Source organism: Serratia sp. GW822-FHT06E05 (assembly GCF_058799445.1).
Window position 1 is genome coordinate 77,559 of the sequence record NZ_JBXALM010000004.1, and the last position, 12,276, is coordinate 89,834.

General features: G+C 57.1%; 10 protein-coding genes. 4 read left to right on the forward strand and 6 right to left on the reverse strand.

Annotation, left to right across the window (positions count from 1 at the left end; all coding sequences use genetic code 11):
- Nucleotides 1–126 precede the first annotated feature (126 nt).
- The 4 genes from AC1RKC_RS12440 to AC1RKC_RS12455 form a co-directional block, all read right to left on the reverse strand.
- On the reverse strand, nt 127–1,161 hold the full coding sequence (locus tag AC1RKC_RS12440) for a LacI family DNA-binding transcriptional regulator (RefSeq protein ID WP_020824657.1): 1,035 nt from the start codon (nt 1,159–1,161) through the stop codon (nt 127–129).
- 128 nt (nt 1,162–1,289) lie between these two features.
- Complete coding sequence (locus AC1RKC_RS12445; RefSeq protein WP_020824658.1) at nt 1,290–1,952, reverse strand: OmpA family lipoprotein; 663 nt, start codon at nt 1,950–1,952, stop codon at nt 1,290–1,292.
- 267 nt (nt 1,953–2,219) lie between these two features.
- A complete protein-coding gene (locus AC1RKC_RS12450) occupies nt 2,220–2,654 on the reverse strand; it encodes an N-acetyltransferase (protein ID WP_170868541.1) in 435 nt (144 codons plus the stop codon).
- Nucleotides 2,651–3,217, reverse strand: coding sequence for a DNA-3-methyladenine glycosylase I (locus tag AC1RKC_RS12455; protein ID WP_020824660.1), 567 nt, complete (start codon nt 3,215–3,217; stop codon nt 2,651–2,653). The genes AC1RKC_RS12450 and AC1RKC_RS12455 overlap by 4 nt, the downstream gene beginning before the upstream one ends.
- A gap of 197 nt (nt 3,218–3,414) precedes the next feature.
- On the opposite strand from AC1RKC_RS12455, the gene AC1RKC_RS12460 reads away from it, so the two are divergent.
- Nucleotides 3,415–5,403: an autotransporter outer membrane beta-barrel domain-containing protein gene (locus AC1RKC_RS12460; RefSeq protein WP_198639907.1), complete on the forward strand. Its 1,989-nt coding sequence runs from the start codon at nt 3,415–3,417 to the stop codon at nt 5,401–5,403.
- 18 nt (nt 5,404–5,421) lie between these two features.
- Here AC1RKC_RS12460 and AC1RKC_RS12465 read toward each other — a convergent pair whose 3' ends face one another.
- Complete coding sequence (locus AC1RKC_RS12465) at nt 5,422–6,762, reverse strand: MFS transporter (RefSeq protein ID WP_493092593.1); 1,341 nt, start codon at nt 6,760–6,762, stop codon at nt 5,422–5,424.
- Nucleotides 6,763–7,023: 261 nt separating this feature from the next.
- On the opposite strand from AC1RKC_RS12465, the gene glyQ reads away from it, so the two are divergent.
- Complete coding sequence (gene glyQ / locus AC1RKC_RS12470) at nt 7,024–7,938, forward strand: glycine--tRNA ligase subunit alpha (protein WP_020824663.1); 915 nt, start codon at nt 7,024–7,026, stop codon at nt 7,936–7,938.
- A 9-nt stretch (nt 7,939–7,947) separates the two neighbouring features.
- Nucleotides 7,948–10,017 carry a glycine--tRNA ligase subunit beta gene (glyS, locus tag AC1RKC_RS12475; protein ID WP_020824664.1) on the forward strand — a complete coding sequence of 690 codons (2,070 nt, stop codon included), beginning with the start codon at nt 7,948–7,950 and terminating at the stop codon, nt 10,015–10,017.
- A 38-nt stretch (nt 10,018–10,055) separates the two neighbouring features.
- On the opposite strand, the gene AC1RKC_RS12480 is transcribed toward glyS, so the two are convergent.
- Complete coding sequence (locus AC1RKC_RS12480; RefSeq protein WP_401661535.1) at nt 10,056–11,009, reverse strand: Fic family protein; 954 nt, start codon at nt 11,007–11,009, stop codon at nt 10,056–10,058.
- A gap of 277 nt (nt 11,010–11,286) precedes the next feature.
- On the opposite strand from AC1RKC_RS12480, the gene AC1RKC_RS12485 reads away from it, so the two are divergent.
- The gene (locus AC1RKC_RS12485) at nt 11,287–12,006 is read left to right on the forward strand and encodes a DUF3053 domain-containing protein (RefSeq protein WP_020824666.1); all 720 of its coding nucleotides are present in this window, start codon (nt 11,287–11,289) and stop codon (nt 12,004–12,006) included.
- The last annotated feature ends 270 nt before the right edge of the window (nt 12,007–12,276 follow it).

Genomic DNA, 12,276 nt, shown 5'->3' on the forward strand with positions numbered 1-12,276 from the left:
CGGTTCCAGGCGAAAGCGACAGAGTGTAAAAATATGATCGCAATCACGAACATGAGCAAAAAATAGTCTGAGGAGGATGTGGCTGGGGCGCCGTATGTCGCGCCCTGAGCGGGAAAGAAGGGGGGATTATCGGGTGGTGGAGCCGCGCACGATCAGTTCACCGGGGAACATCTGCTCGCTGATGGGGGTATCCAGACCCTGAATGCGTTGCACCAGTTGCTCTAGCGCGGCGTGGCCCATTTGATAGGTCGGCTGTTTCAGCGTGGTGATGCCTACGCCGGCCAGTTCGGCCCATTCCAGTTCGTCAAAGCCCAGCAGGCCGATATCGCTGCCCCATTGGATACCCAGTCGACGCATGGCGCGCGCTACCTGCAGGGTCAGGGCACCGTTGGCGGAAATCACCGCTTTGCGCATGCCGCGATGGCGAGTATTGAAGTCGCCGAGCACCCCTTCCAGCAGCTTGACGTCGTTCAGCGGAACTTCGGCCTGTTCGGCCAACAGACCGGCATGTTGCGCCATGGTTTGGTTAAACGCGTGCAGCCGCTCCAGGCGGGTATTGACCGTGCCAATGGGCTCGCTGAGAAACAAAATGGCTTCGAAACCTTGTTGCAGCAGGTGTTCCGTGGCGGTCGTTGCGGCCTCGTGGTTGTTGAGGCCCACGACATCGCAGGCGAAATCATGAATTTTTCGGTCGATCAGTACCATCGGCAGCATGGATTGTTGCAGCGTCGATAACGCCTCTTCGCGCATACCAACGGCGTTGACCACAATGCCCTCTACCCGGTAGCTGCTGAGCAGTTGCAGGTAGTGCTGTTCCTGATTGACTTCGTTGTTGGTGTTACACACCAGCAGGGTAAAGCCGTGCTGACGGCAGGCGGCTTCGATGCCGCGCATCACGTCCACCGAATAGGGGTTGGTTATATCGGCGATGATCAGGCCAATCAGCCGCGTCTGTCCGCCTTTCAGGCTCCGCGCCATCTGGCTTGGACGGTAGTCGAGCTGGAGGATAGCCTGCTCGATGCGCTGTTTGAGATCGTCAGAAAGCAGGTGCTGCTCACCATTCAAGTAGCGCGATACGCTGGTTTTACCGGTCTTGGCGGTTTTCGCCACATCGCTGATGGTGGCCCGCCCCGAGGCGCGTATTGCCTTAACACTGCTCACAACCGATCTCCCCTGAGGTTAATTGCCAAGGAGACTATCACACAGAATGTATAGCCGGGAATGTTGAATGGGGTACGGGAAGGGGATCGACAGGATAAAAATGGCGGGGCATTGTGCCCCGCTCGGGATTATTGCAGCGGGCTGAGGGTGATCTCGACGCGACGGTTTTGCGCCTTGCCTTCTGCCGTGCTGTTGGAGGCGATCGGATTATCCGGGCCTGCCCCGGTGGTGCGAATGCGGTTAGCCGCCACGCCCTGGGTGATTAACGCGCTGCCCACGCCGTCGGCACGTTGCTGCGACAGGGTCATGTTCAGTGAACGGGAGCCGGTGCTGTCGGTGTAGCCGACCACGTTAACCGCCGTTTTCGGGTATTCCTTCAGTACCATGGCAACGCCGGTCAGGGTGTTGGCACCCGCCGGTTTCAGGGTGGCGCTGCTGCTGTCAAAGGTGACATTGTTCGGCATGTTCAGCACGATATTGTCGCCCTGACGGGTAACGCTGACGCCGGTGCCTTTCATTTTGTCGCGCAGCTTGGCTTCCTGCACGTCCATGTAATAGCCGGCACCGCCGCCCAATGCTGCACCGGCCGCTGCGCCGATCAGTGCGCCTTTGCCGCGGTCTTTTTTCGACGAGGACAGCACGCCAACGCCGGCACCCAGCGCGGCGCCCAGGCCTGCGCCAATACCGGATTTACCGGCTTCGGATTCCCCGGTGTACGGGTTGGTGGTACAGGCTGACAGCGTGAGCGCCACGCTCACCGCGCCGGCAATAATCGCAATGCGTTTTTTCATCTTTTTTCCTTTGTGGCATCAGAATCTGGGTGCGCCAATCCAATTTTGGGGCGCTAAAAAACCGTTGTCGGCATGCCAAGACGTGCCGAGGCGCTACTATGACGCGGATACTTTCCGGCAGTTCCGGAAAAAAACGTGACAAAATATAAGCGGATAACGGGCTTGAGCCTGTTATCCGGCAAAAAGCGAGGGAATACCATGCAGCGCATTCTGAATTGAACGCATCCCGGTGCGGGATGCGCCTTTTTTAGCCGGAAGTGACAAGATTTAAACTGCGGACGGCCAGTTCATGATTAAGGTATAGGCCTGAGTTTCTTCGTTAAACAGACGCTGCGTCACCTGAAAACCCAGCTTGTGGTAGAACGCGCAGGCGCGCAGGTTTTGCTCATACACCTCCAGGCTTAGCTGGGGATAGCGCTGTTGTACGTGCGCCATCAGCGCCTGTCCTACGCCATGGCCGTGAAAGGCCTGTTCAACGAACAGTGCGCCAATAAAGCGTTGATCCAACACGCTGATAAACCCGACGATTTCCCCTTGATGCCAATAGGCCCAGCTTTGCGCTCGCGGCAGATAGTTTTCCCGCACCAGCGTCGCGCTTTCTTGCCAGTAGCTTTCCTTGACGAACGGGTGCGCAGCAATGGTGCTCGGCAACCACAAGGCCATTAACCGCTCCATATCTGCCGGGTGGCAGGGGCGGATCACTGCGGCTTTGGGTAGCAGAGGCATCCTGTGAGATGATCGTTCACCAACCCGCTGGCCTGCATAAAGGCGTAACAGGTGGTGGAGCCGATAAATTTGAAGCCGCGTTTTTTCAGTGCCTTGGACATCGCGTCCGAGCGTTCGGTTTTCGCCGGCACCTGGTTCAGTTGCTGCCAACTGTTGAGCTGCGGTTCGCCGTCGACAAATGACCAGATAAAAGTGACAAAATCTTCCCCGGCCGCTTCCATGGCCAGATAGGCTTTGGCATTGGCGATGATGGCTTCAATTTTGCCCCGGTGGCGGATAATGCCGCTGTCTTGCAACAGCGCGGCTATCTCTTGTTCATCGATAGCGGCCACGCGCAGCGGATCAAAATTGTGGAAGGCGCGCCGGTAATTCTCACGCTTTTTCAGCACGGTGATCCAGGACAGCCCGGCCTGCTGGCCTTCAAGGCATAGCATTTCAAACAGCTCGCGCGCATCGGTGGTTGGTGCGCCCCATTCCTTGTCGTGATACTCGAGATATAACGGATCCGCCGTCACCCAACCGCAACGTTCATTGGCCATACTGACTGTCCTTGTGCTGTGTTTATTTACAGTAATCATTACCTGAAGTGGTGCACTTGGCAAGCCCCTGATTGTTTTATCATCAGTTGGCTTGACGTGGGGGAAAAGCCAGCAATATTTACTAGATGGCCGGCAGGTAAAAAGGCCAATGATAAAAACGTATTTTCCTTCATTTGCTGGCTCTCAGGAGTCTATTCATGCCTCTTAAAATAACCTGTCTGCCCCGCCCGGCGGTGCTTGCAGTGGCGATATTATGCAGTATGACGACCCCGGTGCTGGCTTATGACCAACTCTACGTCTTCGGCGACAGTCTGAGCGATACCGGTAACAATGGCCGCTTTACCTATGACAGCAATAAACATCTGTTATACGACGAAGTACTGGCGCAACGCATCGGCGCGGCGTTAGTGGCTTCGGACGATGGCGGCAATAACTACGCCGCCGGCGGGGGCGTGGCGGTGCCGGCGCTCAACCCGGCGGACAATACGCAGGATCAGGTGCAGAGCTACCTCGGTCAGGTCAATGGACGGGCTGACGGCGATGGCCTGTATATACACTGGATTGGCGGCAACGACCTGGCGGCGGCGGCATTAAACCCGACGACCGCGCCGGGCGTAGCCTACAACAGCGCAGCGGCGGCGGCCGCGCAGGTTCATTCATTGCTGAATGCCGGTGCCGGTACGGTGATCGTGCCGACGGTGCCGAATATTGGTTCCACGCCGCAGTTGATGGAGCTGATCATCCAGCAGGCGTTGACGCCGGTGCAAAACGCAGCGGTTCAGGCGGCCTACGCCACCCTGAATTCGCTGGCCACGCCGGATAACGCTTCGCGTACCGAGGCTATCCACCAGGCCCTGACGGCGGCAGCGGCGCAGGGCAGCGCGATCCCCCAGGTGCAGCAGGCGATTGCCGCACAGCTGATAGCCGCTTATGACAGCCTCAGCGCGCAGGCGGCACAACTGACCGATTTCTATAACCAAAGCGAAGACCACCTGCTGGCGCAGGGGGGCGGGAACATCGTCCGGGTTGACGTGAACAAACTGTTTGGCGAGGCGATTGCCAACCCGGCGCAGTTTGGCTTCACCAATACCGCAGGCATGGCCTGTCCGCCGGGCGTCTCCTCTGCGGTGTGCCGTTCTACCATGCCGGGTTTTGATAGCAGCCAGGCCTACCTGTTCGCCGACCATTTCCACCCCAGCCCGCAGGCGCATCTGTTGATTGCCGATTACATTCAGGCGGTGCTCGACGGTCCTGCGCAGGTGGTGGCGCTGAATCAGGCGACGGCGGCCATGGCGCGTGACAGCCGTGCTACCCTCGACAGCCGTTTTCAACAGTTGCGCAGTGGCGAAAACCCGCAAGGATCGCTGGGCGTGTTCGGAGGCTATGCCGGGCAGCACTATGATTATTCTTCCAATCTGGCGGCGGGCGACGGCAATGCCACTACTCATAATCTGACGGTAGGGGTGGATTACCAGTTGACCGACGGCTGGCTGATCGGCGCGCTGATTTCCGGCTCCAATGACGATCAACAGCCCTCCAGCCGCTACGACTACAAAGCGCGTGGCCTGCTATTTTCCGCTTTTACCGCCCTTGAGCTGTTTGAAAACGGTTGGGTGAATGCCGATCTGCACTATGCGACGATGAATTACGATGATATTCGCCGCAGCATGCAGCTTGGGGCGTTAACCCGTACCGAAACCGGCAGCACCGACGGCAAGCAGTGGGGGGCGCGGATCACCGCCGGTTACGACTTCCCCGTCACCTCTTACCTGACCACCGGACCGATGGCACAGTTTGCCTGGGATTACAGCAACGTCTCCGGTTACAGCGAAGACGGCAATGACAGCACCGCCATGCGCTTTAACGATCAGACCTACCATTCGCAGATCGGTGCGTTAGGTTGGCGGTTGGACAGCAAGTTCGGCCTGTTTAATCCCTATGCCGAGGTGAGCTATCAGCATCAGTTTGGTGATGACGTTTACCGTGCCGGCGGTGGCCTGAAGTCCACGCAGACTTCGTTCACTCGCGACAGCGCCAGCCAGGATAAAAACTGGGTGGATGTGACGCTGGGGGCGAATATGCCGTTGACCGATCAGGTGGCGGCTTTCGCCACCGTTTCTCAGACCGGCGGCCTGAGCAGTGGCGAACAGTTTATGTATAACGTCGGGGTCAGCGCCCGTTTTTGAGTGCCGATGCCCGATCGCTTAGGGGGCCGTTTGCTGCATACCTGGGCGGTTGGGCAGCGTGATATCTGCCATAATCTTTTTTTCCGGCTGTAGCAGCGTCATGCACAGCATGCTGCAGAAAGACACCACGGCGGTGGCGAAGAACATGGCGCCATAGCCGTGATGCTGTGCCAGCCAACCACTCAGCATCGGCGCGGTGATCGAGGCAATATTGGCGATCGCCAGCGTCATGCCGCTGTAAGCCCCCACCGAAGCCTTCGGCGTGACGTCTATCACCACCGACCAATACACGTTATTGACCAGCGCATTCAGCGCATTGCCCAGCGTCATCAACAAAATGATTTCGGTCGGCGTGCTCATAAAGGGGATCAAGACGAAGCAGGTGGCGGTCAGCAACAAGGTGACTGCCGCAAACAGGTTGCGCGCCAGCCGCAGGTTGCCAAAGCGTTTCAACAGCGCATCGGCGATGTGGCCGCCGAGCAGCACGGTGAAGCAGGCACCGCTCCACGGGATCATCGCGACGTACCACAGCGAATGCAGATCGTAGTTAAAAGTATCCTGCAGGTATTTGGGGCCCCAGGTCACCAATACAAAGGTGACGTAAAGGAATGAGAAGTAACCCAGCGCGTTAAACACCAGCGTGCGGTTGGTGAAAAACGCCCACCATGGCAGAGGTGCTTGTGCGTTATCGGCTTCCTGATCGGCGCTGATGATGGCCAATTCGGCGGCGTTGACTTCAGGATGCTCCTGCGGCGTGTCGGTGAAGAAACGGGCAAACAGCAAAATGGCGATCAGCGAAAACAGGCCCAGCAGCATGAACATGCTGCGCCAGTCATCGGTCAATAGCAGTAACCCCACGGCCAGCGGCGCGGTCAGCAGCGAACCCACCTGGGTGCTCAGCAACCCGATACCCAGCGAAAAGCCACGCTCTTTGCGCGGCGCCCAGTTGGCGATGGTTTTATTCATCAGCGCGTAGGCCGGACCTTCGGCAAAGCCGAACATGATCCGCAGTGCGGCAAACCCCATAATGGCGGAACCGCCGAACAGCGCCACGCCCAGCTCGCCGGCCCAGGCGGTCGCAATCTCCAGCAGCGACCACAGCGCCCCGGCGATCAGCCAGACTTTTTTGGTGCCGATACGGTCGGCCAGAAAACCGCCGCACAGCGAACCGAACAAATAGCCAAAGCCAAAATAGCCCAGCACGGCGCCCAGCTGCGCCTTGTTGAAGTTGAATTCATGGGAGATATCGTTGGCGGCGAAGGACAGTGCGCCGCGATCGACGTAGTTGATCAGTGCAATGAAGAACACCATGGCGAAAATGCGGTAGCGATAGCGGCTGTCGGTTAAGGCGGTTGTCATCAGCGAATCTCCTGAAAGGGGGATATCAGGACGCTAGCAAGGTTGGTGCCAGCCTGAGTGACGCCTTCTGGCCGGGGAATTGGGGGGATTATGACGCTGAAACGGCGCTACAGAGGGGCATTTGCCCCGTTTTAGTGCGCGAAAAGACCGCGCTTCTTTGATGATTCACACTTGTTGCGGGATTCTGGCTGTATATCTTACGGTCAACGGGTATACTGGCCCATCCCATTTAAATCCACTTGTATCGCGTGCGAATTCAACATGCAAAAGTTTGATACCAAGACCTTTCAGGGCCTGATCCTGACACTGCAGGACTATTGGGCGCGCCAAGGCTGCACCATCGTTCAACCACTGGACATGGAAGTCGGCGCGGGAACCTCTCACCCGATGACGTGCCTGCGCGCGCTGGGGCCGGAGCCAATGGCTACCGCCTACGTGCAGCCGTCCCGCCGTCCGACTGACGGCCGCTACGGTGAAAACCCGAACCGTTTGCAACACTACTATCAGTTCCAGGTGGTGATTAAGCCATCGCCGGACAACATTCAGGAACTGTACCTGGGCTCGCTGAAAGAGCTGGGTCTGGATCCGACCATTCACGACATCCGCTTCGTGGAAGATAACTGGGAAAACCCGACGCTCGGCGCCTGGGGCCTGGGCTGGGAAGTTTGGCTCAACGGCATGGAAGTAACGCAGTTCACTTACTTCCAGCAGGTTGGCGGCCTGGAGTGCAAACCGGTCACCGGCGAGATCACCTACGGTCTGGAACGTCTGGCGATGTATATCCAGGGCGTGGACAGCGTATACGATCTGGTGTGGAGCAACGGCCCGCTGGGTGTGACCACCTATGGCGACGTGTTCCACCAGAACGAAGTGGAGCAGTCCACTTATAACTTCGAATACGCCGATGTGGACTTCCTGTTCTCCTGCTTTGAGCAGTACGAGAAAGAAGCCCAATCGCTGCTGGCGCTGGAGAAACCGCTGCCGCTGCCGGCTTACGAACGTATTCTGAAGGCCGGCCACACCTTCAACCTGCTGGATGCGCGCAAGGCGATCTCGGTGACCGAGCGTCAGCGTTATATTCTGCGTATCCGCACGCTGACCAAAGCCGTTGCCGAGGCCTACTATGCTTCCCGCGAAGCGCTGGGCTTCCCAATGTGCAAAAAGAACGAGAACTAAGAGGCAGCCATGACTCAACAGACTTTCCTGGTGGAAATCGGCACGGAAGAGCTGCCGCCGAAGGCTCTTCGTTCACTGGCAGAATCCTTTGCCGCGAATTTTACCGCCGAGCTCGACAGTGCCAATCTCGAACATGGCGAAGTGAGCTGGTTTGCCGCACCGCGCCGTCTGGCGCTGAAAGTGGCCGACTTGCGCGCTGCGCAGGCCGATCGCGAAGTCGAAAAGCGCGGCCCGGCCATTGCCCAGGCGTTTGACGCCGAAGGCAAGCCAAGCAAAGCGGCCGAAGGTTGGGCACGCGGTTGTGGCATCACCGTCGATCAGGCTGAACGCCTGGTGACCGATAAAGGTGAATGGCTGCTGTATCGCGCCCATGTTAAAGGCCAGCCTGCGCAAGCGCTGCTGGCGGGCATGGTCAGCAATTCGTTGGCCAAGCTGCCGATCCCGAAACTGATGCGTTGGGGTAATTCTGACGTGCAGTTCGTGCGTCCGGTACACACCGTGACCCTGTTGCTGGGTGAAGAACTGATCCCGGGCACCGTGTTGGGCATCGATTCTGGCCGCACTATTCGCGGTCACCGCTTTATGGGTGAAGCCGAACTCACCCTCGACAACGCTGACCAATATCCGCAGATCCTGCTGGAACGCGGTAAAGTGGTGGCCGATTATGAAACCCGCAAGGCGCTGATCAAGCGCGATGCGGAGCTGGCAGCGCAGCAGCTTGGCGGCAAGGCCGATCTGAGCGAAAGCCTGTTGGAAGAAGTGGCCTCGCTGGTGGAATGGCCGGTGGTACTGACGGCCAAATTCGAAGAGAAATTCCTGGCGGTGCCGGCGGAAGCGCTGGTCTACACCATGAAGGGCGATCAGAAGTATTTCCCGGTGTATGACGCCGCGGGCAACCTGATGCCGAACTTTATCTTCGTGGCTAATATCGAATCCAAAGATCCGCAGCAAATCATCTCCGGTAACGAGAAGGTGGTGCGCCCGCGTCTGGCCGATGCCGAGTTCTTCTTCAATACCGACCGTAAAAAACGCCTGGAAGACAATCTGCCGCGTCTGGAAACCGTGCTGTTCCAACAGCAATTGGGAACCTTGCGCGACAAGACCGATCGCATCCAGGCGCTGGCGGGCTGGGTTGCCGGCCAAATTGGTGCCGACGTTAACCATGCCACCCGCGCGGGCCTGCTGTCGAAGTGCGATCTGATGACCAATATGGTCTTCGAATTCACCGACACTCAGGGCGTGATGGGCATGCACTATGCGCGTCATGACGGCGAAGCGGAAGACGTTGCCGTTGCGCTGAACGAGCAGTATCAGCCGCGTTTTGCCGGCGATGCGCTGCCGGAATCGCTGGTGGCCTGTTCGCTGGCGATCGCCGACAAGATGGACACCCTGGCCGGTATCTTCGGCATTGGGCAACATCCGAAAGGTGATAAAGACCCGTTCGCACTGCGCCGTGCCGCGCTGGGCGTGCTGCGCATCATCGTTGAGAAAAACCTGCCGCTGGATCTGCAGACCCTGACCGAAGAGGCCGTGCGCCTGTACGGCAGCAAGCTGACCAACGCCAAGGTCGTCGACGAAGTTGTCGAATTCATGCTGGGCCGTTTCCGCGCCTGGTATCAGGAAGAAGGTCACGCCGTCGACACCATTCAAGCGGTGCTGGCACGTCGTCCGACCAAGCCTGCGGACTTCGACGCACGCGTTAAGGCGGTCACTCACTTCCGTACGCTGGAAGCGGCTACGACGCTGGCGGCGGCCAACAAGCGCGTCTCCAACATCCTGGCCAAATCTACCGATACGCTGAACGATCGCGTTCACGCTTCGGTGTTGAAAGAGGCGGCTGAGATCCAACTGGCGACCCACCTGGTGGTGCTGCGCGATAAGCTGGAGCCTTTCTTTGCTGAAGGCCGCTACCAGGATGCGCTGGTGGAATTGGCGGAGCTGCGTGAGCCGGTCGATGCGTTCTTCGACAACGTGATGGTGATGGCCGATGACGAAGCGGTGCGTGTAAACCGTCTGACGTTGCTGAGCAAGTTGCGTGAGCTGTTCCTGCAGGTCGCGGATATCTCCGTACTGCAATAAGCGGTTCTGTCGTGAAAAGGCGCCTTAGGGCGCCTTTTTTATTGCCGTAGGTACAGCGAAACACCTTGAGCGGTTAGTCGGTATTTTTGCAGGCGACTGTTGGGTTTTTCGGGCAGGGTCATTTCAATTAGCCGCGCGTTTAGCGCAGGATGTAAATAACGCTCACTGAAAGATTTTCGATCCTGCAGTTGCAGCGCATGCTGAATTTCCTTGCGTGACATCTCGTCTTTCAGTATCGCCAATAGTTCGGCGACTTGGGGGGTGACTTGGGGGGTAAGGCTATGTTCTAACGCTCGCAAGATCATGCCCAGCATAAATTCGACAAAGGGAGCGCAGTCACTCTGTTGGTTACTGGTGTTCAGCGCCTGGTAATAACCGGACTGATTGTCATGTACCAGGCTTTCAACCGGCACGTTGGCAAACAAGGGCTCCCAACGTGACAGGATCAGCGTTTGCCACAGTCTGCCCATTCGTCCGTTACCATCGGCGAAAGGGTGGATAAACTCAAATTCGTAATGAAATACACAGCTTGCGATCAGCGGCGGTAGGTCGGTCTCTTTTAACCAGAGCAGCAGTTGCCGAATTAACGGGCAAACCCTTTCCGCAGGTGGCGCCATATGAATGACGGTTTTACCGTTCATCACCCCGACACCGCCATGGCGGTAATGTCCGGCATCTGGCAATAGGCCAGCCATTAGCAGCCGGTGTGCAGCGAGTAAATCCTCCTCCTGCATGGGACGCCAGTTGTTCAAGTTTCCATAGCAACGAATAGCATTAAGCGCCTCCTGAATATCGCGAGGTGGCGCAATGATACGTTTACCTTCGATGATGGCGGTGATCTGCCCTTCACTTAAAGTATTGCCTTCGATAGCCAAAGAACCCTGAATGGTACGGATGCGGTTGATGCGGCGTAGCCGTAAGGCATGTTCTTGCTCAGCCTGCATTTTTAAACGCGCAAGCCGATCGCCAACATCGGTTACCAGATGCAGCATGCGTGAGCTGATGGTCAACGGTGGCTGATAGGATGACATGCGCAGCTTGGCCCGGTGATAAATGATACAAAAGTGTATCATGCCCCTGAGTCGGTACAGTAGCCCCTTGCCAGCGCGTATAGCACCTTGCATGTTGGCCTTTCGCCCAAGAATAACCACCAAAAGGTGAATCGCGTATCGGATCGCATTCAGTTGATCTATTCTTATAGGCGCAAGGAGTGCAGCAAAAGGGACGGAGTCCGATGAAAAAGCAGGTTTATAACAGGAGTTATGTCACATGGCGGTAGGGATCAAGAGCAGAGTTTTCGCGCGTTGGTTGGCCCCGGTATTGGCATTGTTGGTGGTCATGCAATTGACTGCCTGCGGCGATAAAGAGCCGGAACAACGCAAGGCGTTTATTGATTACATCCAGAATACGGTGATGCGCAGCGGCGCGAAAATCCCGACGCTGAGCGAAGATCAGAAACAGAAGTTCGGCAACTATGCCGGTGATTACGCCATCCTGGTCGGTTTTTCTCAGCAACTGTCCAAATCACTGGATGCCAGCCTGACGCCGGCGTTGGATCAGATTAACCAGATCCGCACCGCACAGGACTACATGAGCAAGCGCGATACGCTGCAACAGTCCGTTGGGGCGCTGAACCTGCTGGGGCAGCAAATCCAGTCAGCCAAGTCGCAGGCGGATACTGCCCGGACAGCGCTGAAGCAACCTGACGATCTGAAAGCCGTGTATAACCAGGCGTACGACAAGATTGTTACCGGGCCGGCCAATGCGCTGATGCCGGTGATTCCGACCACGGCCAGCTTCGTTCAGGATCTGGTTCAGGTGGGGGATTTCCTGCGTGCCCAGGGCAATCAGGTGGCCTTTAATAATAACGGCGTGCAGTTCCGTACTTCCCAGCAGGCAACGCAGTACAACACCATGATGTCGAATCTGGTGGCCAAGCAGCAGGATTTACTTAACGCACAGAAAATCGTCTCCAGCGTTACTCAGTAATCTCCAAACGCAGAAGCCGGCAGTCCGGCTTCTGCCATTCCCTTCTGACTTTCCAACGGCTTGCTCACTTCTTGCACCACGCATCTGTACTACACTTCAATTAATCATCTATTTCCGACATGTAGTTTTCTTTCATTCATCGCACCGCTATTTCCCGACGGGATGAATGCTCACAGGGAAGACCTTCTTCAAGCCAGGATTCGGTAGCCACTGAAAAATAGATTGTGATCACCATCACAATTTAAAAACAAACGCGCATCAATTAAATGT